The following is a 20,014-nucleotide window of genomic DNA, read 5'->3' as shown; positions in this document are numbered from 1 at the left end:
GCCGAGGCGAACGAGCCCCTAGCGCGACTCGCAGAACAGCGCCGCGCAGGCCGCCCGGATCGCCTCGGTAATATGCCGGCGCGAATGATCGCGCCGCTCCAGCATGCCGATGGTGCGCCATACCGGCTCGCCGCCGGCCTCCAGCGGCAGCACCCGCAGCGCCTCGTCGTCGCGCCAGCGCGCCCGCTGCAGCAGCGGCACCACGGTCACGCCGACCTGCTGCCGCACCAGCTCGACCAGCGCCTCGATCGAATTGAGTTCGAGGAATTCGTTGACGCGCAGATGCGCGCGCCGCAGGGCTCGCTCGACCAGCATGCCGGTCAGCTGGGTACGGTCGAAACGCAGGAAGGCCTGGCTCGCCAGCGCCTGGCGCGCGTCCGCGGCGGCACTGCCGGCGGCGGCGATCGCCACCAGCGGCTCGCGATACAGCGGCGTCCAGCGCAGCGCCCCGGCCAGCCGGCCCGGCCCCTCCACGACGATCGCCGCATCGAGTTCGCCGGCCTCGACCAGCGTCGACAGCTCGATCGACTTGGCGCCCACCAGCCGCACATCGAGCGCCGGATGCTCGGTCTTCATGCTGGCCACCACATGGGACAGGCCGCCCATCACCGACACCACCGCCCCGACGGCGACCGCCCCGGCCATCGCTTCGGGCGTCTCCGGGGCGGCGCGCATGTCGTCGTAGAGTGCCAGCATCTGGCGCGCGCGCGGCAGCAGTTCGCGCCCGCCGGCATTGAGCACCACCACGCGCCCGGTGCGGTCGAACAGATCGCGCCGCAGTTCGCCCTCGAGCGCGCGCATCTGCAGGCTGACCGCGGCCTGGGTCAACGCCACATGGCCGGCCGCGGCGGCAAAGGAACCGTGCTCGGCGACGGCAACGAAGGTGCGGAGAAAACGAATGGTGCTCATGGCGTCATGGGAGAAAGCCAGCCCGGACGTCGCAGGGCGTCCCTTAAGCAGAACTTGAGAAGCAAAAAAGAAATATTAACTTTCATTATGTAAAGCTGCACGGAATAATGCGCCATCGGCCGGTCCGCCGGCATCGAAACGACTACGTCCACGGAGATTGAAATGACATCCTGGCTGCGCCTGCTCGGCACCGGCCTGGCGGCAACGCTGGCCTTCGCCGCCGCGCCCGCCCTGGCGGAAAACTATCCCGCCAAGCCGATCCGCCTGATCGTGCCCTTTCCCGCCAGCGGCGCGACCGACCTGCTGGCGCGCGCGATCGCGCAGAAGGTCGGCGCCAATCTGGGCCAGCAGGTCGTGGTCGACAACCGGCCCGGCGCGGGCGGCTCGATCGGCTCCGACATGGCCGCCAAGGCTCCGGCGGACGGCTACACGCTGCTGATCGCCACCAGCAGCACGCATTCGATCGGACCGCATATCCATCCGCGCCTGCCGTACAACGTGCAGACCGATTTCACACCGATCGGCCAGGTCGCCAGCGCGACCAATCTGCTGGTGGTGTCGAATCATCTGCCGGTCAACAGCGTCAAGGAACTGATCGCCTATGCCAAGGCGCATCCCGGCGAACTGAACTACGCCTCCAGCGGCAACGGCACCGTGGTGCATCTGATGGCCGAGGCCTTCAGCGCGCAGGCCGGCGTTCAGTTGACGCATATTCCGTACAAGGGCACGGCGCTGTCGATCGCCGACCTGATTTCGGGCAAGGTGCATATCCTGTTCGACAGCATCGTCACCGGTCTGCCGCACGTGCGCGACGGCAAGCTCAAGGCGCTCGCGGTAACCAGCCCGAAGCGCTCGGCGCTGGTGCCGGACGTGCCGACCGTCGGCGAATCGGGCCTGCCCGGCTTCGTCAGCGAGACCTGGTTCGGCATCTATGGCCCGAAGAACCTGCCGGCCGACCTCGTCGCGCGCCTGAACGCGGAGTTCAACAAGGCGATCCAGGCGCCGGAGGTCAAGGAACGGCTGGCCAAGCTGGGCGCCGAGCCGGTCGGCGGCACGCCCGCGCAGTTCGCGGCGATCGTGAGCAAGGAAAGCGCCCGCTGGGGCAAACTGATCAAGGACCGCAACATCACCGCGGATTAAGCGCCGGGCAACCGCCAGCCAACGGCCCAATAACGCCAAGAGAGACACCATGCAGACCTTCGACTGGACCAACCCCTACCAATCCGTGCGCATTCCGCTGTTTGCGCGCAACGTGGTATCGACCTCGCATCCGCTGGCCGCGCAGGCCGGCCTGCGCATGCTGCTCAAGGGCGGCAATGCGGTCGACGCGGCGATCGCCGCCGCCGCCGCGATCACCATCGTCGAACCGGTCTCGTGCGGCCTGGGCAGCGACGCCTTCGCGATCCTGTGGGACGGCAAGCAGCTGCACGGCCTGAATTCGTCGGGCGTGGCGCCGGCCGCCTGGAATCCCGAGTACTTCCGCAACAAGTACGGCGAGGAAGGCAACGGTCTGGCCAAGCGGCCGATCCGCGGCTGGGACAGCGTCACGGTGCCTGGCGTGGTGGCGGGCTGGGCCGCGCTGCATGAGCGCTTCGGCAAGCTGCCGTTCGCCGACCTGATGGAACCCGCGATCGAGATCGCCGAGCGCGGCTATGCCGTGCCGCCGATCGTCGCGCACAAGTGGGCCGCCGCGGTGCCCGACCTGAAGGACCAGCCGGGCTACGCCGACACCTTCATGCCGAACGGCCGCGCGCCGCATACCGGGGAAAAGTTCGTGATGAAGGCCGCCGCAGAAACGCTGCGCCGCATCGGCGCCAGCAATGGCCGCGACTACTACGAAGGCCAGATCGCCGAGCGCATCGCCGCCTTCAGCAAGGAGTGCGGCGGCGCGATGACGATGGCCGATCTGCGCGACTACCGTCCGGACTGGGTCGAACCGATCCGCAAGTCGTATCGCGGCTACGAGATCCACGAGATTCCGCCCAACGGCCAGGGCATCGCGGCGCTGATGGCGCTCGGCATCCTGGACAACTTCGACGTCGGCAATCTGCCGGTCGATTCGATCGACTCGCAGCATCTGCAGATCGAGGCGATGAAGCTGGCGTTCGCCGACCTGTACCGCTATGTGTCCGACCCGCGCAGCATGGAAGTCACGCCCGAGCAGATGCTCGACGACGGCTACCTGAAGTCGCGCGCCAGGCTGATCGACATGAAGCGCGCCACGCATTTCGACTTCGGCATGCCCAAGGTCGGCGGCACCATCTACCTGACCGCCGCCGACGAGAGCGGCATGATGATCTCGTTCATCCAGTCGAATTACATGGGCTTTGGCTCCGGCGTGGTGGTGCCCGGCACCGGCATCAGCCTGCAGAACCGCGGCGTCGGCTTCTCGATGGATCCGAAGTCGCCGAACGTGGTGGCCGGCGGCAAGCGCCCGTTCCACACCATCATTCCCGCCTTCATGACCCGCGATGGTCAGCCGGTGATGAGCTTTGGCGTGATGGGCGGCGACATGCAGCCGCAGGGCCATCTGCAGACCGTGGTGCGCATGCTCGACTACAAGCAGCAGCCGCAGGCCGCCTGCTGCGCGCCGCGCTGGAAGGTCAACCGCGACTTCACGCTGGACGTGGAAGCGACCATGAACCCAGCGACCGTCGCCGGCCTGAAGGACCGCGGCCACCAGCTCAAGTCGGTCGCGGACCCCTACATGGACTTCGGCTCGGGCCAGTTCATCTGGCGCCTGTCCGAAGACCCGGAACACGGCTATGTCGCGGCCAGCGACAGCCGGCGGGATGGGCAGGCGGTGGGGTTCTGACGTTCCCAACCAGCCGTCCCCCTGGACACTCATTGCGCCGGCACCATGCCGGCGTTTTTTTGCTTCTCGACAACGCCTTGTGTATTCGATCCCCACCATGTATAAACGTGTTGAAACACGGTAACGATCACCGGATACTTGCGCCACAGGAGGCTCACATGGCCAAAGCAGCCAGACTGACCATCCAGAAATGGGGAAATAGTCTTGCCGTTCGGATTCCGTCTGCAGTGGCAAGGTCAGCTCACTTTGTCGAGGGGCAGGAGGTCGAGGTGCAGGTGGAAGAGGTTGGCGTTACCGTCAAGCCTGTGGGAAAGCGAGCCATGACGCTTGACGAGAAACTGGCTTTGTTCGACCCAGCCGTCCACGGCGGCGAAATCATGGCAGCGTCGTCACCGGTCGGTGCGGAGGCGATGTAGAGATGCCGAAGAGCGCGTGGGTACCCGATCGCCGCGATATTGTGTGGATCGAATGCAGTCCGCAAATTGGGCGCGAAATGAAGGACCGGCATCCGCTGCTGGTCTTGTCGCCACGGGCGTTCAATGCGAAAACTGGCATTGTCATCGGCTTGCCAATGACGACGGCGACCTACAACGAAACTAATCCGTTCGCCATCAAGCTGGAAGGTGTCGGCAAGCTGTCGGCATACATCCTCGCCCACCAGCCAAAGTCCTTCGATTGGCGCGGGCGGCACGCGAAACCCCATCCGTGGAAGCAGGCGCCCGCAGATGCCTTCGCGGCGGCTTGCGAACAATTGAATCAGATCGTCTCCCTGTGCGGCTAGCGCGGTAGGCATCAACTGGCCCGATTGCCGGCAAGGGAACTGTATATGGCTCCGGCGCGCGAGCTCTCTACACTGGCAGCCTGTCCCCACCCGACGCTAGTGCCATGCCCACCTACGCCTTCCGCCTGCTCAATGTGTTCGCCGAATCGACCTTCGGCGGGAATCCCCTGTGTGTGTTCGAGGACGGCCGCGGGCTGGACGACGCGACGATGCAGGCGCTGGCGCTGCAGTTCAATCTGTCCGAGACGACCTTTATCCTGCCCTCGGAGCGGGCCGATGCGATGGTGCGGATCTTCACGCCCGGCTACGAGATGCGCTTCGCCGGCCATCCGACGCTGGGCACCGCGCATGCGGTACGGGCGCTGCGCGACACCGGCGATGCGCTGACGCTGGAGTTCAAGGCTGGCGTGGTACCGGTGCGCGCGCACGGCGATGTCTGGACCTTCACCGCGCCGCATCGCGGCCAGCCGAAGACCGCGCCGGCGCAGCTGCCCGATGCGGAAGTCGCCGCGCTGCTCGGGCTGCGGGCCGACGACCTGGCGGGCTCGCCAATCTGGGTCGATACCGGCGCCGATCAGCTGCTGGTGCCGTTGAACAGCCCGGACGCCGTGCGCCGCGCGGCCCCCGACGGCAGCCGCCTGGACGCCTGGCCCGCCAGCAGCCTCGGCCGCAAGACCGCCTATCTGTTCGCCTTCGATCCGCAGCAGCCGGGCCGCGTGGTCGCCCGCTATTTCTTCACCAAGCAGGGCGGCGGCGTGGCCGAGGACCCGGGCACCGGCTCGGCCTGCGCCAACCTCGGCGGCTGGCTGCTCGCCACCGGCCACGCGCTGCCCGCGCGTTACGAGATCGCGCAGGGCGATCTGGTCGAGCGGCCCTGCCGGCTGCGGCTGGAGGTCGATGCCGACGATGGCGATGGCGCGATCCGCGTCGGCGGCCGGGTGATCGAGATCGGCCGGGGCACCGTCACGCTGTAGACTTGCCGTTGCCGCGCACTGCCCGAACGGACCACCATTGGGCACGACAAACCCGCGCCGCCCCACTCCTCCACCACGCTCCGACCGCCAATCCGCCATGACCGACCACACCATCACCACGCTGGCAGACCTGGAAACGCACTACGGCAAGCCCGCGCCGGCCTCGCTGGCCAAGGAAGTCGATTACCTGCATCCGCACTACCGCGCCTTCGTCGAGGCCTCGCCGTTCTGCCTGCTGTCGACGGTGGCCGACGGCATGGCCGAATGCTCGCCGCGCGGCGACGCCCCGGGCTTCGTCAAGGTGCTCGACGACCGCACGCTGCTGCTGCCGGACCGCCGCGGCAACAACCGCATCGACAGCCTGCGCAATATCATCGCGGATCCGCGTGTCGGGCTGCTGTTCCTGGTGCCCGGCGTCGACGAGACGCTGCGCGTGGCCGGTACCGCGACGATCTCGACCGATCCCGAGCTGATCGCGCAATGCACGGTCGACGGCAAGGCGCCCTCCACCGTGCTGCTGATCGCGATCCGCTCGGTGTTCTTCCAGTGCGCCCGCGCGCTGGTGCGTTCGCGGCTGTGGTCGCCCGAAGCGCAGATTCCGCGCAGCGCGCTGCCGAGCACCGGCACCATCCTGGCGACGCTGAGCCGCGATGCGATCGACGGCCGCGCGTACGACGCCGAATTGCCGCAGCGAATCCGGCAGACGCTGTACTGAGGCCGCTGCGGCGCCCACGCCCACTACCGCGACCATCAGCGCGTCCATCACCGCGTCCATCAGCGGGTCCATCACCGCATCCATCACCGCATCCATAACCGCGTGTTAAGCCGCTAAAACAAAACGGCATACGACATGCCGCAGGGCCCTCCTTACACTGGGCCTTGCCCGTGCGCTCACCCTTGGAGCGGCATGCGGCGGGAGGCTCATGGACGATATCGTCGACCTGCTCGAAACCCGGGCCCGCGAACAACCCGATCGGCTGCTGCTGGCCTGGGAGCCGTTCGATGGGCCCCCGCGTGAGTGGACCTACGGCGCCTTCCTCGATGAAGTCCGCCGCGTCGCCGGCGGTCTCGCCCGGCGCGGCGTGCGGCCCGGCGATCGCGTGCTGCTGCATGCCAACAACTGTCCGGAATTTCTGCTGACCTGGTTCGCCTGCGCATGGCTCGGCGCGGTGTGCGTAGTGCTCAATCCCAAGTCGGCCAGCGACGAACTGGCTTTCTTTGCCGACCATACCGGCGCGATCGGCATCGTGACCCAGCGCGGCTTGCCCGGCACGGCGCCGGCGCTGCGCTGGCGGATCGCCATCGATGCCGACGATGCCACGGGCTTCGCCAGCCTGCGCGATACCGCCGCCGAACGCGCGCAACGGGATCCGCTCGCGCCCGGCAGCATGATGTTCACCTCGGGGACGTCGTCCCGTCCGAAGGCGGTGGTCTGGACCCGCGCCAACGCGCTGTGGGCCGCGCAGTCGTGCGCGGCCGGCATCGGCCTGCTGCCATCGGACATCGCGCTGGTGCCGCTGCCGCTGTACCACGTCGTCGGCCTGGCCTGGAGCGTGCTGCCGGCCTTGCAGGCGGGCGCCGCCATCGTGCTGCAGCCGCGTTTCTCCGCGAGCCGCTTCTGGCCGGTGGCGCTGGCACGTCGTTGCACCTTTGCCCCGCACGTGCAGTTCACCAGTGCGGCGCTGTCCCGCCAGCCGGTTCCGCCCGCCCACGACTTCCGGCTGTGGTGCAACTCGGTCTGGCTGCCCGACTACGAGCGGCATTTCCGCGTGCCGATACTGGGCTGGTGGGGCATGACCGAACTGGTCGCGCCCGGCATCGTCGGACGCCGCGGCGAACCGGTGGCGCCGGGCGCGATCGGCGTGGTGGCGCCGGGCTATGCCGCGCGCATGGCGGGCAGCGGGCGCAGCTCGCTCACGCCGGGCGAAATCGGCGAGATCGAAATCCTCGGCGAGCCCGGACGCACGCTGTTCGCCGGCTACTTCAATGACGACGACGCCAACGCCGCCGCCTTCACCGACGATGGATGGTTCCGCACCGGCGACCGCATGAAGGTCCACGCCGACGGTTCGATCCAGTTTCTCGAGCGGGCACGCGATGTGATCAAGTGCGGCGGCGAAGGCGTGTCGCCGGCGGAGATCGAACGCGTGGTGCGCGCGGTGCCCGGCGTGGCCGACGTCGCGGTGGTCGGCCGCGCGGATGGCGCCATGGGCGAGGTCGCGGTCGCCTTCGTGGTGCCGTCCGACCCGGAGGTGTCGACCGCAGCGTTGTCACACGAGATCGACGCGGCGTGCCGCGCGCAGCTGGCCGGCTTCAAGGTGCCGCGCGAGATTCGCTTCCTTGCCGGCCTGCCGCTGGTCGGCATCAACAAGGTGGCCAAGGGCGAACTGCGCCGTCTGGCCGCAGCGGAAACGTCCGCGCCGCAAGGTTGAGCCATGCCCGATTCGCCGTTATCCGCCACCCGAAGGAGGCGAAGCATGAAAGCCCTCGTCACGCTCCTGTCCATGGTGCTCGCCTGCAGCGGCGCGGCGCTGGCCGACGACTATCCCTCGCGCACCGTGACACTGGTGGTGCCGGCCGCGCCCGGCGGCCCCAGCGACGCGCTGGCGCGCACGCTGGCCGAAAAGCTCAAGATCAGTCTCGGGCACAGCGTCGTCACCGAAAATCGCGGGGGCGCCAACGGCACCATCGGCGTCAGCTCGGTCGTGCGCGCGAAGGCCGATGGCCATACGGTGTTGTTCTCGGTCGATGGGCCGCTGACCACGATCCCGGCACTGATGCACGACACCCCCTACGACGCCTCGCGCGACCTGATGCCGGTCGCCATCGTCGGCGACGGCGGCGACGTGGTGCTCGCGGTGCCAGCCGACTCCCCGGCGAAGACGGCGCAGGAACTGGCGACGCTGCTGCGCCAGCGGCCGGAGAAAGCCAACTATGTATCGTCCGGCGCGGGCTTTCCCAGCCATGTCGTCGGCGAACTCTACAAGCGCGAGGCGAAGGTATCGGCGCAGCATGTGCCGATGAAGGGCGCGGGCGCGGCGATGGTGGAATTGCTGTCGGGGCGGTACAGCTTTTCGTTTCCGCCGGCGAGCCTGGCGGTCGTGCAGCAGAAGGCCGGCAAGATCCGCGTGCTGGCCGTCGCGGGCGAACGGCGCAACGCGCTGTTCCCGGACGTGCCCACGCTGGCCGAGGCGGGTTACCCCAATATCGCCGCCCCCGGCTACTGGATCGCCACCTATGTGCCGGCCGCCACGCCACGCACGACGGTGGACCGGCTCGCGGCTGCCATCCGCGGCGCCACGCACGCGCCGGACTTCGCACCGCTGCTGCAGACGCAGGGCATGGTGGCCTCCGACCTGTCGCCCGAGCAGATCCGCGCGCGCGTGCAGCGCGAATCTGCGTACTGGCGGCGGACCATCGAGCAACTGAACATCAGGATGGAATGAGGCGGCGATGGCCAGCCCCATCGACTTCTATTTCGACTTCATCTCGCCCTACGGCTATTTCGGCGCGACGCAGATCGATGCGTTGGCCGCCCGCCATGGCCGCACCGTGGTGTGGCGTCCCTTCCTGCTCGGCGTCACGGTAGTCAAGATCATGGGTCTGAAGCCGCTGATGGAGACGCCGCTGAAGTCGGACTATCTGCGGCTCGACAAGCCCCGGATGGCGCGGATACTCGGCGTGCCCTTCGTCCAGCGCGATATGCGGGGCGTCAATTCGGTCAAGGCATCGCGCGCCTTTCTGGCGCTGGACGAACGCGATCCGGCGCAGGCGAAACGCTTCGCGCAGCGCGTCTTCGCCAGGCTGTGGGCGCGCGGGGAAGACATCACGGATCCCGATGCGGTGCTGGAGGAGGCCGCCGCGGTCGGCGCCGATACCGGCTGGCTGGCGGCGGAGATCGCCTCGCCCGAAGGAAAGCGGCGGCTTGAACGGGCGGTGGACCATGCCGTCTCGCAGGGCGTCTTCGGCGCGCCGTTCTTTATCGTCGACGGCGAGCCGGTGTGGGGCGTCGATCGGCTGTGGCTGGTAGAACGGCTGCTGCAGGAATCGCCCTGAGGTCCGACGCCTGCCTACCGGCGTGCCGGGCCTGAGCCGGCGACGCTGCGCGGCCGGCCCTTGGCGGTGGCCGCCGCTCGGTCGGGCCGCGCGCGGATGCCCTCGACCAGCGTACGCACCATCGCCTCGGCCAGGCGCTCGCGCGCGCGCTCGTCGGCATCGGCCTCGGGCCGATACCAGATCAGCGACCACTGGATGCCGCCCAGCAAGGTCTTCACCGCGATCGACAGATCGGCGTCGGCGGCCAGCGAGCCATCGCGCCTGGCTGCCGCGGCCTGATCCTTGAACATCTGCTCGAAGCGGTCGCGGCTGGCGATCAGTTCGTCCAGCGTCTGCCGCTGCGACGGCGTGGTCGCGCCGAAGCGATGCATCTGCACGCCCTGCGCCACCACGCTCTCGAACGTATGGTGTTCGAGCACGGCGACCGCATGCGCGCGCAGCATCGCCGCCAGCACGGTGACACCGTCGCCCTCGACCTTGCGCGCGGGCTCCACCGCTTCGAACAGCAGCCGCATGCCTTCGCGATGCACCTCGAAGAACAGGTCGATCTTCGACGCGTAATGATGGTAGATGCGTCCCTTGGTCGCGCCGAGCCGCCGCGCGACATCGTCGATGCTGGTCGCATGGAACCCTTGTTCCATGAAGCATTCGGCGGCCTGAATCAGGATCTCCTGCTTGCTTGGGGTCATGCCGCCCCTCCCCGGGCGATATCGCGAAACAGCTGTTTTGCGTACCGGCGGAAGTCTACCTCCAGCGTGTAGCGCGCCGAGCCGACGAAGCGGCGCGACACGTAGTCCCGATGGTCGCGGATCTCCGCCAGCATGCCGTCCTGGCCTGGCAGCCGCATCTCGTTGGCCAGCACCGCGGCCAGCCACTTGCCCTGAATCTCGACCAGCGGAATGGTCGGACCGATCGGCTGCACCAGGCCCAGCATGAACAGGCCGTGCCGGTCCGGCGGCATCATGCGGCGATAGAGTTCGGCCTTGCCGTCCGCAACCTCGAATACCTGTCGATCGAGAAACGGAAAGCTGGCCCGGTAGCCGGTCGCGTGGATGATCGCGTCGACCGCTTCGCGCGAGCCGTCGTCGAACTCGACGTGGTCGCCGTCCAGCTTGCGGACGTTCGGCTTGATGCGGATCCAGCCATGGCCGCAGTACGGGATCAGTTCCTGGCTCAGCGTGGCATGCTCGCGCCAGATCGCGTGGCGCGGCCGCGGAATGCCGACGCGCGCCTGATCGCCGGTGGCCAGATACGCGAGCCAGCGCACCAGCGTGCGGGTGACACGCGTCGGCAGATGCAGGCGCCGCGCGAAGAACGCCGACCAGCGGTCTGTGGGATGACCCATGATGTATTTGGGCATGATCCACGCGCTGCGCCGCGTGGAGATCCACGTGCGGTTCGCCGACTTGCAGACGTCGACCGCGATATCGACCGCCGAATTGCCAATGCCGACGATCAGCACGTTCTTGTCGCGAAACGGCTCGGCAGTCCGGTAGTGGTGCGAATGGATCTGCTCGCCGGAAAACTCGCCATCGAACCGTGGCCAGCGCGGGTCCCACAGGTGGCCGTTGGCGACGATCACCGCGCGATAGCGGCGGCGGCTGCCATCGCCCAGCGTGACGCGCCAGCTGCCGTCGCCGACCGGTTCCACGCGCTCGACCCGCGTATTGAAGCGGATATGCGGCGGGATCCCGAAGCGGTCGGCATAGGCTTCCAGATATTCGATCACCTCGTAGTGCGACAGGAAATCCGGATAGCGGTCGGGAATCGGAAAATCGGAATAGCCGAGGTTGGTGCGGCTGGTGTCGATATGCAGGCTGCGATAGGCCGACGACATGCCGTTGTCGTTTTCGTAGCGCCACATGCCGCCGATCTTCGAGCCCAGCTCGAAGCAGTCGAAGGCGACGCCCTTCTCCTTCAGCGCCTTGGCCGCGGTGACGCCGGACGATCCGGCACCGACGATGCAGACCGGCAGCGCGGCGACTTCGGGCGACAGCGGGTCGTTGAAGCGCATCGCCGCCTCGGCTGGCCGTTCGGCCTCGCCGGTGGAGGTCGGGCCGTTGCGGCGGAATCCGATCGCGGGGTTCTTCATGCCGGCCCCTTTTCAGAGAGATAGGCCGCCAGGACCGCGTCGACATCCGCATCGGCATGCAGGCCCAGCGCGCGGGCCTGGTCGGACGTGAAGGCGCGCGGCCAGCTGTCGACCACGCGCTGCAGGGCGGCGTCCGGCTCGTAGCGGACCCGCGCCGCGGCGGCGTCGCCGCCGATCCGGCGCAAGGCGTCCACCATCTCGCCCACCGTGGTCGACAGCGACGGCAGGTTCAGCGCGCGGTCGTGCGGCAGCCGTTCCGCCGGCAGATCGTGCATCGCGATCAAAGCCTGCGCGACCGCCTGGGCCGACGCGACCGGCATCCGTGTTTCCGGACGGAGCCCGCACACCACTTCGCGGCCCGCCAGCGGCTCCCGCAAGATCGCGGCGATGCGGTCGGACACTGCCGGCGACGGTGCCCCATCGCGGATCAGCACGATCGGCAGGCGCAACGCGCGCGCATCGACGCGGCCGCGGCGGCTGTAGTCGGCCAGCAGCAACTCGGCGATGGCCTTGTGGGTGCCATAGATCGTGTCGGGCTCGGCGCGCAGCCCATCGCCGACCGTCTCGGGCAAGTTTCCCCCGAAGACGGCGATCGAGCTGGCCAGCACCAGCCGGGGTGGCTTGACGAAGCCCGCGATCAGCGCGCGCAATGCTTCGACATGGACGCGATAGGCGCGAGACTCCTCGGCTTCGGCCTCCAGCGTCAGGCTGGCCGCCAGATGGAAGACGCTGTCCGGCGCCAGCGCCGCCAGGTGCGCGGCAAAACCGGGCTCGGCCAGGTCGCCGCGCAGCACGGTGCGGCGGCACGGCGCGTCCCCAGGCAGCGGCACGTCGGCACGGTCGGCGAGCACGAGTTCGTCGATCCGGCGCGACGTGCCGCCAGGGTCGGCCAGGCTTCCCCGCGCGATCAACGCGCGTTGCAGCGCGGTGCCGATAAAGCCGGCTGCGCCCGTGATCAGAACCCGCATGCCTGGGATCTCCTTGTCGTCGTTCTTGTCGTCGTTCTTGCCGAAGGCGGGCCTTCGTCGTAAAAACATACTACTCGGTAGGTTTTATCACGTCAAAAAAATATCGAGGTGGTCGCCCTGCTTGGCCCTGCTTGGCCCTGCTTGGCCCTGCTTGGCCCGGCCGTGGCGTGACGCTGGCAGCGAAGGACGGCGGCCGCGCGTCAAGGGGCCACCGTCGGCAAGGTTCGACAGGATTCCGGCTGGCCTTACTTCGCCCCACCGCGCGGCAACCACTCCGCGGCGTCGCTGCCCAGCGGCACCGATGGCTGTTCCCAGCGGGCCGGCGTCTCGGACAGTTGCGCCGCGTGCCGTACCGTCGTCAGCATGCCAAAGCCCGACGGCACGGCCTCCAGCAGGTCGCTGATGTCGTCGATCCGCTGGTCCGGCGCCTGCAGGCCGTTGTCAATCCGGCCGAGTCCGCGCAGCCACTGCCCGGTCTGCGCCAGCGACACGCGCACGTGCCAGCTGCCGCCCTCGGTGGCGCGCCGATGCAGCGCGGCCATCGCGCCGAGCGCCAGCAGATAGCCGGCGGCGTGGTCGAGCACCTGTGCCGGCAACGGCCGCGGCGTGTCGCTGCCGGCGGCGCGCGCCTCGGCGTCGTTGAAGCCGGTGGCGGTCTGCACCAGCGAATCGAAGCCCCGCTTGCCGGCCCACGGGCCGACATGGCCATAGGCCGACAGCGAAACGTAGACGATGCCCGGGCGGGCGCGCGCCGCCGCTTCGGGGCCAAAGCCCAGTGCCGCGAGGCCGCCGGGCCGATAGCCCTGCAGCAGGACATCGGCGCCATGCAGCAGCTTGTGCAACGTGTGCTTGTCGTCGGCGTCGCGCAGATCGAGCTGGCAGGAGCGCTTGCCGCGCCCGGTGTCGATCACCAGCGGCGCAATCGACGGCAGATGCGGCGCCGTGACCAGCAGCACGTCGGCGCCATGCGCGGCCAGCGTGCGGCCGGCCACCGGGCCGGCGATGATGCGGGTGAAATCGAGCACGCGCACGCCGGACAGGGGCCGGGCATCCTGCGCCGGCAAATCCGGTAACGGCAGCGGCGGCGCGTCGCCGATCCGTTCGATCACGATCGGCGGCAGCGCGCGCAGCGCGGCGGCTTGCGGATGCCGATCCCATTCGTCGAAGCTGCGCATCGCCGCGACGACCAGGCCGGCGTCCGAGGCCGCGGTCTCGAAGGCCTCCGCCTCCCATTTGCCCAGCGCAGCCTGCACCGCGTCCTTGTCGTTGGCGCAGCCGAGCAGACGCAGCACGCCATCGCGGTGATGCAGGAAATTGGTGTGCAGCCGGACCCAGCGGCCATCGCCGCAGCGATAGGCGCCCGCGATCTTGTCCCACAGCTCGGGCGCGGGGCCGCCATTGACGCGCAGATAACGCTCGCTGCGGAATTCCGCGATGGCGTGGCGCATGTCGACCGCTACCTGTTGCCAGCGGCCCGTGCGCTGCTGCCACAGCGACGCGGCCGCCAGCGCCGCCGCGGCGAGACTCGCCTGCGCGGCGGTGCCCACCGCAAACGACGACGGCAGCACCGGCTCGGCGCCGGTCAGCCGCGTCTGGGCAAGCGCGGCCTCCGGCAGTCCGGTGAAGCGCCATAGCGCGGCAAGGGTGGCGGAAGGATCGGGCGATGACATGGCGCTCCTCGGCAACGAAGACGATCGAAATGAACGGGCACGCGGCGCGGATGGACGGGCCGGGCCCTGCGCGCCAACTCCATGCTAGCGCGCCGGCAAAGATTGCGCGCGCGGGCAATGCGCCGGCACGGTAAAATCCCGGGTTCCCGCCAGCAAGCCGCGCCCTCCCGGGCTGCGGCGCGCTGGCCCGGCGCACACCGCGCCGATCTTTGCCCAGAATCGAATCTGCCCTGAAGCCGGCCGCGACCCGCGGCCCAACCTGGCCAAACCATGAGCCACGACCCGAAAGCCCAAGACAGCACGCCCGCCGCCTCGAACTTCCTGCGCAGCATCATCGACCAGGATCTGGCCGCCGGCACCTATGCCGGCCGCACCGACGCGCAGGGCCGGCCGCTGCCCGCCGTGATCACGCGCTTCCCGCCGGAGCCCAACGGCTATCTGCATATCGGCCACGCCAAAAGCATCTGCCTGAATTTCGGGCTGGCGCGCGACTACGGCGGCCGCTGCCACCTGCGCTTCGACGACACCAATCCGGTCAAGGAAGACACCGAGTACGTCGATTCGATCATCGACGCGGTGCACTGGCTCGGCTTCAGCTGGGACAGCACCGATACGCAGGGCGACCCGCAGGCGCACCTGTACTACGCCAGCGATTACTTCGACCAGCTGTACGCCTTCGCCGAGAAGCTGATCGAGCGCGGCGTCGCCTATGTCGACAGCCAGAGCGCCGAGCAGATCGCCGCGAGCCGCGGCAACTTCGCCGAACCGGGCACGCCTTCGCCCTACCGCGACCGCAGCGTCGAAGAGAACCTGCAGCTGTTCCGCGACATGCGCGCCGGCAAGTACGCCGACGGCGAGCACGTGCTGCGCGCCAAGATCGACATGGCCGCGCCGAACATCGTGATGCGTGACCCGGTGCTCTACCGGATCCGCCATGCGCACCACCATCGCACCGGCGACAAGTGGTGCATCTATCCGATGTACGACTTCACGCATTGCATCTCCGATGCGCTGGAGAACATCACGCACTCGCTGTGCACGCTGGAGTTCGAGAACAACCGCCCGCTGTACGACTGGGTGCTGGCCCAGCTGCGCGAATGCGGCGTGTTCCGCGAGCCGCTGCCGCATCAGTACGAATTCGCCCGGCTGAACCTGACCTATGCCATCACCAGCAAGCGCAAGCTGCTGCAGCTGGTCAACGAGGGCCGCGTCGACGGCTGGGACGATCCGCGCATGCCGACCATCGTCGGCATCCGCCGCCGCGGCTATACGCCTGAGTCGATCCAGCTGTTCTGCGATCGCGTCGGCGTCGCCAAGTCCGATAGCTGGATCGACATGAGCACGCTCGAAGGCGCGGTGCGCGACGACCTCGATGCGCGCGCTGCGCGCGGCGTGGCCGTGCTCGATCCGCTGAAGCTGATCCTGGACAACTACCCCGAAGGCCAGAGCGAGGAATGCTCGGCGCCGGTCCATCCGAAGCAGCCGGAACTCGGCAAGCGCGTGTTCCCGCTGTCGCGCGAGCTGTGGATCGAACGCGAGGACTTCAACGAAAATCCGCCGAAGGGCTATTTCCGGCTGTTCCCGGGCAACAAGGTGCGTCTGCGCTACGGCTACGTGATCGAATGCACCGGCGTCGACAAGGACGCCGACGGCAATGTCGTCGCCGTCCATGCGAACTACCTGCCCGACACCAAGAGCGGCACGCCGGGCGCGGACAGCGTCAAGGTCAAGGGCAATATCCACTGGGTCAGCGCGCCGCACGCGCTGCAGGCCGAGGTGCGGCTGTACGACCGGCTGTTCAACGACCCGCATCCGGATGCCGGCGGCAAGAACTTCCTCGATGCATTGAACGCCGACTCCAAGCGCGTGGTCACAGCGTATCTGGAGCCCGGCCTGCGCGAGGCCAGGGCCGAGGACCGCTTCCAGTTCGAGCGGCACGGCTACTTCGTCGCGGACCGCGTCGACAGCCAGCCGGGCCGCCCGGTCTTCAACCGCATCGTCGGACTGAAGGACAGCTGGGGCAAATAATAGCCGCGGCTCACGCCGGCGCGCCGAAGGTTCGGCGCCCGGCGCCACCTCCCAACCCAATCTTCACCATGCAGACCCTGACCTTCCCGCTGGACCGCGAGCACATCGCGCTGAACGATCTGCTCAAGCTGGCCGGCGTGGTCGACAGCGGCGGCGCCGGCAAGGCGCTGGTCGCGGCCGGCGAGGTCGCGGTCGACGGCGTGGCCGAATCGCGCAAGACGGCCAAGATCCGCGCCGGCCAGGTGGTGACCCTGCCTGGCGTGACGATCCGCGTGGTGGCGGCGTGATGGCCGCGCCAGCGCCGCCCGACCTGCGCCGATCGCCGAAGACAGAACCAAGGACAACGCCATGCCGATCGCTTTCTGGTGCGTGCTGATCGCCGGCATCCTGCCCATCGTCACGGTGGGCATCGCCAAGTGGGGCGCGCCCGCTTTCGACAATCACGATCCGCGCGCCTGGCTGGAGCGCCAGACCGGCCGCGCGCGCCGGGCCGACCTCGCCCACCGCAACCACTTCGAGGCCTTTCCGATGTTCGCCGCGGCGGTGCTGTGCGCCAGCCACCTGCAGGCGCCCCAGGCGCGCATCGACGAACTGGCGATCGCCTTCATCGTGATACGGGTTCTCTACACGGTCTGCTATCTGGCCGACCGCGCCACGCTGCGCTCGCTGTGCTGGACGCTCGGCTTCCTGTGCGTGCTTGGCATTTTCCTGCTGCCGGTGCTGGTGCCCTGAGCGTCTGTTGCGTTCTGTCCCACTTCTGTTTCAGGTCGACCCGGCGACACCTGAAATTCGGAATTCTTCTGTAGAATCAGCGCTTTGCAAAATTTATGCCCCGGCTTTTTGCGCCCGGGCGCGACGGGACGGGGAATCATGTTCGGGATTGGACTGGGGGATGTGGTGGCGGCTTCGCTCGCTGCCGCAGGGGCGTGCTTGATCTGCAGCATTCCGCGCGATTTTGTCGGCCATCTGCTGCGCAACTTCCCCGGCTGGGTGATGCGCACCTACGGCCGCCGCGCGCTGGTGATCCCGGTGCTGGTGATGCTGGTGATCGGCCGCCTGGTCGAACTCGGCGTCAACGGGCAGATGAACAGCCCCGCCGGCCAGGCGATGGTGATTGCCGCCGCCTTCCTCGCCCTGGTGATCGCCTCCGCGCTGTTGCGCTTCTACTTCAGCGATTACCGCAAGTCCCGCTGACCGTCGCGCCGCGCATTCCGTGCGGCGCTGTCGTTTCGGCTGCCGTTTCCGCTGCCGTTTCCGCTGCCGTTTCCGCTGCCGTTTTCCCTGGCTGTTCCCTGCCATGTCGTCCGCACCGTCACGCACACGGTGATCGGGTAACATGCGCCGTTTGCCGGCCGGCCGTGCCGGGCATCCTGCCCGCGCCATCGGCCGGCGTGCCGCTTTCTGCTCCCTCTTCCCCATGGCCCTGAAGTCCACCATCTGCAAAGCCGAGCTGTCGATCTCCGATATGGACCGGCACTACTACGGCACCCACGCGCTGACCGTCGCGCAACATCCGTCCGAAAACGATGCCCGCATGATGGTGCGGCTGCTGGCGTTCGCCTGCGAGGCGAGCGAAACGCTGAGCCTGACGCGCGGGCTCGACGAACCGGACGAGCCCGACCTGTGGGAGCGCAGCCTGACCGGCGAGATCGAACACTGGATCGACCTGGGCCAGCCCGACGAGACCCGGCTCAAGCGGGCCGCCTCGCGCGCTGCGCGCGTGACCGTGTTCGCCTACCAGCCCGCCAGCGCCCGCGAATGGTGGAAGGGCATCGCCGGCAAGGCCGGCAAGCTGCGCAATCTGACCGTCCATGCGGTACCCGGCGAGGCGGTCGACGCGCTGGCCGGCATGGCGCGCCGCGCGATGCGGCTGACCGTGACGATCCAGGACGGCGAGATCTGGTTCAGCGACGACGAGCGCAGCGTGCAGCTGCGCCTGGACACCTGGCAGCGGGCCGACGCCTGAGCGGCTTGCGGGTACACTGCCGGCTCGGTGCCACGCGCACGCCGGCCACGGCCGCGCGGTCCCGGGCCCCGAATCACCACGCGCGTCGCGGCGCGAAGCCGCGGCGGGCAGTCACACAAAGGAAAGACCGATGATCACCACTCCTTCCGGCCTGCAATACGAAGACACCGTGACCGGCCAGGGCGCCGAAGCGACCGTGGGCAAGCACGTCACCGTGCACTACACCGGCTGGCTGTACGAGAACGGCCAGGCTGGCCGCAAATTCGATTCGAGCAAGGATCGCAACGATCCCTTCGTGTTCCCGCTGGGCGCCGGCCACGTGATCCGCGGCTGGGACGAAGGCGTGCAGGGCATGAAGGTCGGCGGCACGCGCCGGCTGGTGATTCCGGCCGACCTCGGTTATGGCGCACGCGGCGCCGGCGGCGTGATTCCGCCGAACGCCACGCTGCTGTTCGAAGTGGAACTGCTGGCCGTCTGAGGCGGTAGCTCCGGCAATCGCGTCGATACCCGGCTCAGAAGCCGATCGACGCGTTGCCCACGTCGACGCGGACCCGATCGCGACCCAGGATATGCGCGGCATGCCGCGCGTACTCCCGGGCCCAGTCCGGATCGCTGGTGAAACGCTGCTCGCCCGAGAAGCGCGCCACGCTGAGGATCTTGTCGATGACCAGCACCTTGCCCACCGGGCTGGAAGCCTGGCAGTCGAGCTCCGCATACTCCCGATCGAACCAGCGCCAGCCGGCATCGTCGCTGATGCCCGCGAGCTCGCTATCGCCGATGGTGAACTCGAATTCCTTGCCGGTGCCGAAGGCCACCGTAAGCGTTCGCGCCATAGTCCATCCCTCCTGGTAGTTGGCAGCCATTGTAAGGACGGCGCAACATCGGCCGCCACCCCGCCGGCAGTGGGTAGGGCAGCACCCGTTGCCCCACGCCGACATCCCCCACGCCATGTGGTGTAGCAAGCCTCCCGCTGTCCGGCTTTGCATTATGCTTGCACCATGGCCATCACCCGACAAGATCTTGAAGCGGACCGGCTGCGGACCACGCTGGGCGGTACCCCGGTGGCTTCGTCGCTGCTGTCGGACGACGCGCTCGAGCGTTCGTTGCGGTCCACCCTCGATCGCCGGCCCGACCAGCCGGACATGCATGGCGACGTCTGGCTGTTCGGCTACGGCTCCCTGATCTGGAACCCGATGGTGGTGCACACCGAGCGCCGGCGCGCCACCGTGCACGGCTACCACCGCGGCTTCTATCTCTATTCGCGCATCAATCGCGGCACCTGGGACAACCCCGGCCTGGTGCTGGGCCTGGACCGCGGCGGCAGCTGCCACGGCATGGTGTTCCGCATCCCGAGCCATGTCGTCGAGCAGGAATTTCGCGTGCTGTGGCGCCGCGAGATGATGACCGGCGCCTACCATCCGCGCTGGCTGCGCGTGAAGCTCGACGGCGAGGCGGCCCCGCAGCGGGCGCTCGCCTTCGTGATGAACCGCGCCCACGAGGCCTATGCCGGCCGGCTGCCGGACGAGCGGGTGGTCGCCTGCCTGCGGCGCGCCACCGGCCTGTACGGCCCCGCGCGCGACTATCTGCACCAGACCCTGCTGGGCCTGGCCACCCACGGCGTCGACGATCCCTATCTGGGCCGGCTGTGGCGGCAGATCCAGGCCGCCGACGCCGAACCGGCCAGCGACCCGGCAAGCGAACCGGCCAGCGAACCGGGCTCGGATACCGAACCGGCCGACGCCGCCTGAACCGGAG

At 68.5% G+C, this 20,014-nt stretch carries 22 protein-coding genes; 16 read left to right on the top strand and 6 right to left on the bottom strand.

The genetic code is table 11. The annotated features are described in order from the left end of the window. Positions 1-18: 18 nt before the first annotated feature. Positions 19-909: a LysR family transcriptional regulator gene (locus HTY53_RS19585; protein ID WP_174108166.1), complete on the bottom strand. Its 891-nt coding sequence runs from the start codon at positions 907-909 to the stop codon at positions 19-21. A 162-nt stretch (positions 910-1,071) separates the two neighbouring features. Between HTY53_RS19585 and HTY53_RS19580 the strand changes: the two genes are divergently transcribed. The 9 genes from HTY53_RS19580 to HTY53_RS19540 all read left to right on the top strand — a co-directional run bounded on the left by HTY53_RS19580 (position 1,072) and on the right by HTY53_RS19540 (position 9,535). Next, a complete protein-coding gene (locus tag HTY53_RS19580) occupies positions 1,072-2,049 on the top strand; it encodes a Bug family tripartite tricarboxylate transporter substrate binding protein (protein ID WP_174108165.1) in 978 nt (325 codons plus the stop codon). A 49-nt stretch (positions 2,050-2,098) separates the two neighbouring features. Further along, complete coding sequence (gene ggt, locus HTY53_RS19575) at positions 2,099-3,724, top strand: gamma-glutamyltransferase (RefSeq protein WP_174108164.1); 1,626 nt, start codon at positions 2,099-2,101, stop codon at positions 3,722-3,724. Positions 3,725-3,882: 158 nt separating this feature from the next. Further along, the gene (locus HTY53_RS19570) at positions 3,883-4,140 is read left to right on the top strand and encodes an AbrB/MazE/SpoVT family DNA-binding domain-containing protein (protein WP_174108163.1); all 258 of its coding nucleotides are present in this window, start codon (positions 3,883-3,885) and stop codon (positions 4,138-4,140) included. A 2-nt stretch (positions 4,141-4,142) separates the two neighbouring features. Continuing rightward, positions 4,143-4,505: a type II toxin-antitoxin system PemK/MazF family toxin gene (locus HTY53_RS19565; RefSeq protein ID WP_174108162.1), complete on the top strand. Its 363-nt coding sequence runs from the start codon at positions 4,143-4,145 to the stop codon at positions 4,503-4,505. A 104-nt stretch (positions 4,506-4,609) separates the two neighbouring features. After that, positions 4,610-5,479, top strand: coding sequence for a PhzF family phenazine biosynthesis protein (locus HTY53_RS19560; RefSeq protein ID WP_174108161.1), 870 nt, complete (start codon positions 4,610-4,612; stop codon positions 5,477-5,479). 97 nt (positions 5,480-5,576) lie between these two features. Then, positions 5,577-6,194, top strand: coding sequence for a pyridoxamine 5'-phosphate oxidase family protein (locus HTY53_RS19555; protein WP_174108160.1), 618 nt, complete (start codon positions 5,577-5,579; stop codon positions 6,192-6,194). Positions 6,195-6,402: 208 nt separating this feature from the next. Then, on the top strand, positions 6,403-7,911 hold the full coding sequence (locus tag HTY53_RS19550; protein WP_174108159.1) for an AMP-binding protein: 1,509 nt from the start codon (positions 6,403-6,405) through the stop codon (positions 7,909-7,911). Between the two features lie 45 nt (positions 7,912-7,956). Beyond that, positions 7,957-8,925: a Bug family tripartite tricarboxylate transporter substrate binding protein gene (locus HTY53_RS19545; protein ID WP_174108158.1), complete on the top strand. Its 969-nt coding sequence runs from the start codon at positions 7,957-7,959 to the stop codon at positions 8,923-8,925. Positions 8,926-8,932: 7 nt separating this feature from the next. Beyond that, the gene (locus HTY53_RS19540; protein WP_174108157.1) at positions 8,933-9,535 is read left to right on the top strand and encodes a 2-hydroxychromene-2-carboxylate isomerase; all 603 of its coding nucleotides are present in this window, start codon (positions 8,933-8,935) and stop codon (positions 9,533-9,535) included. Between the two features lie 14 nt (positions 9,536-9,549). Here the strand turns inward: HTY53_RS19540 and HTY53_RS19535 are convergent, their stop codons facing one another. The 4 genes from HTY53_RS19535 to HTY53_RS19520 form a co-directional block, all read right to left on the bottom strand. After that, positions 9,550-10,224, bottom strand: a complete 675-nt coding sequence (locus HTY53_RS19535) for a TetR/AcrR family transcriptional regulator (protein ID WP_174108156.1) — start codon at positions 10,222-10,224, stop codon at positions 9,550-9,552. Continuing rightward, positions 10,221-11,627 (bottom strand): flavin-containing monooxygenase, encoded by a 1,407-nt coding sequence (locus HTY53_RS19530; RefSeq protein WP_217435683.1) that lies wholly within the window; start codon positions 11,625-11,627, stop codon positions 10,221-10,223. Before HTY53_RS19530 ends, HTY53_RS19535 begins: the two co-directional genes overlap by 4 nt. Further along, entirely contained in the window at positions 11,624-12,595 is a 972-nt protein-coding gene (locus HTY53_RS19525; protein WP_174108155.1) for an NAD-dependent epimerase/dehydratase family protein, read from the bottom strand. The genes HTY53_RS19530 and HTY53_RS19525 overlap by 4 nt, the downstream gene beginning before the upstream one ends. A gap of 245 nt (positions 12,596-12,840) precedes the next feature. Further along, a complete protein-coding gene (locus HTY53_RS19520) occupies positions 12,841-14,265 on the bottom strand; it encodes a CoA transferase (protein ID WP_174108154.1) in 1,425 nt (474 codons plus the stop codon). A 270-nt stretch (positions 14,266-14,535) separates the two neighbouring features. On the opposite strand from HTY53_RS19520, the gene HTY53_RS19515 reads away from it, so the two are divergent. From HTY53_RS19515 to HTY53_RS19490, 6 genes are all read left to right on the top strand, one after another. Further along, positions 14,536-16,293 (top strand): glutamine--tRNA ligase/YqeY domain fusion protein, encoded by a 1,758-nt coding sequence (locus HTY53_RS19515; protein WP_174108153.1) that lies wholly within the window; start codon positions 14,536-14,538, stop codon positions 16,291-16,293. Between the two features lie 68 nt (positions 16,294-16,361). Further along, complete coding sequence (locus tag HTY53_RS19510) at positions 16,362-16,580, top strand: RNA-binding S4 domain-containing protein (protein WP_006578670.1); 219 nt, start codon at positions 16,362-16,364, stop codon at positions 16,578-16,580. A gap of 61 nt (positions 16,581-16,641) precedes the next feature. Next, entirely contained in the window at positions 16,642-17,025 is a 384-nt protein-coding gene (locus HTY53_RS19505; protein ID WP_174108152.1) for an MAPEG family protein, read from the top strand. A 138-nt stretch (positions 17,026-17,163) separates the two neighbouring features. Further along, positions 17,164-17,487 (top strand): hypothetical protein, encoded by a 324-nt coding sequence (locus HTY53_RS19500; RefSeq protein WP_174108151.1) that lies wholly within the window; start codon positions 17,164-17,166, stop codon positions 17,485-17,487. Positions 17,488-17,710: 223 nt separating this feature from the next. Further along, a complete protein-coding gene (locus HTY53_RS19495; RefSeq protein WP_053821239.1) occupies positions 17,711-18,259 on the top strand; it encodes a YaeQ family protein in 549 nt (182 codons plus the stop codon). Between the two features lie 130 nt (positions 18,260-18,389). Beyond that, positions 18,390-18,737, top strand: a complete 348-nt coding sequence (locus HTY53_RS19490; RefSeq protein WP_174108150.1) for an FKBP-type peptidyl-prolyl cis-trans isomerase — start codon at positions 18,390-18,392, stop codon at positions 18,735-18,737. A gap of 34 nt (positions 18,738-18,771) precedes the next feature. Here HTY53_RS19490 and HTY53_RS19485 read toward each other — a convergent pair whose 3' ends face one another. Then, the gene (locus HTY53_RS19485; protein WP_174108149.1) at positions 18,772-19,092 is read right to left on the bottom strand and encodes a hypothetical protein; all 321 of its coding nucleotides are present in this window, start codon (positions 19,090-19,092) and stop codon (positions 18,772-18,774) included. A gap of 165 nt (positions 19,093-19,257) precedes the next feature. Between HTY53_RS19485 and HTY53_RS19480 the strand changes: the two genes are divergently transcribed. Then, the gene (locus tag HTY53_RS19480; RefSeq protein WP_174108148.1) at positions 19,258-20,007 is read left to right on the top strand and encodes a gamma-glutamylcyclotransferase; all 750 of its coding nucleotides are present in this window, start codon (positions 19,258-19,260) and stop codon (positions 20,005-20,007) included. The last annotated feature ends 7 nt before the right edge of the window (positions 20,008-20,014 follow it).

This window comes from Cupriavidus gilardii, assembly GCF_013314895.1.
GTDB classification, from domain to species: Bacteria; Pseudomonadota; Gammaproteobacteria; order Burkholderiales; family Burkholderiaceae; genus Cupriavidus; species Cupriavidus gilardii_C.
The sequence above is the reverse complement of the archived record's forward strand: the minus strand, read 5'-3'. Positions and strand labels throughout refer to the sequence as shown.

Bases quoted from the DNA above. Each gene is read 5' to 3' on its own strand.
- HTY53_RS19515 (WP_174108153.1), top strand. From the start codon at position 14,536: ATGAGCCACGACCCGAAAGCCCAAGACAGCACGCCCGCCGCCTCGAAC.
- HTY53_RS19520 (WP_174108154.1), bottom strand. From the start codon at position 14,265: ATGTCATCGCCCGATCCTTCCGCCACCCTTGCCGCGCTATGGCGCTTC.
- HTY53_RS19480 (WP_174108148.1), top strand. From the start codon at position 19,258: ATGGCCATCACCCGACAAGATCTTGAAGCGGACCGGCTGCGGACCACG.
- HTY53_RS19535 (WP_174108156.1), bottom strand. From the start codon at position 10,224: ATGACCCCAAGCAAGCAGGAGATCCTGATTCAGGCCGCCGAATGCTTC.
- HTY53_RS19580 (WP_174108165.1), top strand. From the start codon at position 1,072: ATGACATCCTGGCTGCGCCTGCTCGGCACCGGCCTGGCGGCAACGCTG.
- HTY53_RS19485 (WP_174108149.1), bottom strand. From the start codon at position 19,092: ATGGCGCGAACGCTTACGGTGGCCTTCGGCACCGGCAAGGAATTCGAG.
- HTY53_RS19560 (WP_174108161.1), top strand. From the start codon at position 4,610: ATGCCCACCTACGCCTTCCGCCTGCTCAATGTGTTCGCCGAATCGACC.
- HTY53_RS19585 (WP_174108166.1), bottom strand. From the start codon at position 909: ATGAGCACCATTCGTTTTCTCCGCACCTTCGTTGCCGTCGCCGAGCAC.
- HTY53_RS19540 (WP_174108157.1), top strand. From the start codon at position 8,933: ATGGCCAGCCCCATCGACTTCTATTTCGACTTCATCTCGCCCTACGGC.
- HTY53_RS19495 (WP_053821239.1), top strand. From the start codon at position 17,711: ATGGCCCTGAAGTCCACCATCTGCAAAGCCGAGCTGTCGATCTCCGAT.
- HTY53_RS19570 (WP_174108163.1), top strand. From the start codon at position 3,883: ATGGCCAAAGCAGCCAGACTGACCATCCAGAAATGGGGAAATAGTCTT.
- HTY53_RS19490 (WP_174108150.1), top strand. From the start codon at position 18,390: ATGATCACCACTCCTTCCGGCCTGCAATACGAAGACACCGTGACCGGC.
- HTY53_RS19565 (WP_174108162.1), top strand. From the start codon at position 4,143: ATGCCGAAGAGCGCGTGGGTACCCGATCGCCGCGATATTGTGTGGATC.
- ggt (WP_174108164.1), top strand. From the start codon at position 2,099: ATGCAGACCTTCGACTGGACCAACCCCTACCAATCCGTGCGCATTCCG.
- HTY53_RS19555 (WP_174108160.1), top strand. From the start codon at position 5,577: ATGACCGACCACACCATCACCACGCTGGCAGACCTGGAAACGCACTAC.
- HTY53_RS19500 (WP_174108151.1), top strand. From the start codon at position 17,164: ATGTTCGGGATTGGACTGGGGGATGTGGTGGCGGCTTCGCTCGCTGCC.
- HTY53_RS19525 (WP_174108155.1), bottom strand. From the start codon at position 12,595: ATGCGGGTTCTGATCACGGGCGCAGCCGGCTTTATCGGCACCGCGCTG.
- HTY53_RS19530 (WP_217435683.1), bottom strand. From the start codon at position 11,627: ATGAAGAACCCCGCGATCGGATTCCGCCGCAACGGCCCGACCTCCACC.
- HTY53_RS19550 (WP_174108159.1), top strand. From the start codon at position 6,403: ATGGACGATATCGTCGACCTGCTCGAAACCCGGGCCCGCGAACAACCC.
- HTY53_RS19510 (WP_006578670.1), top strand. From the start codon at position 16,362: ATGCAGACCCTGACCTTCCCGCTGGACCGCGAGCACATCGCGCTGAAC.
- HTY53_RS19545 (WP_174108158.1), top strand. From the start codon at position 7,957: ATGAAAGCCCTCGTCACGCTCCTGTCCATGGTGCTCGCCTGCAGCGGC.
- HTY53_RS19505 (WP_174108152.1), top strand. From the start codon at position 16,642: ATGCCGATCGCTTTCTGGTGCGTGCTGATCGCCGGCATCCTGCCCATC.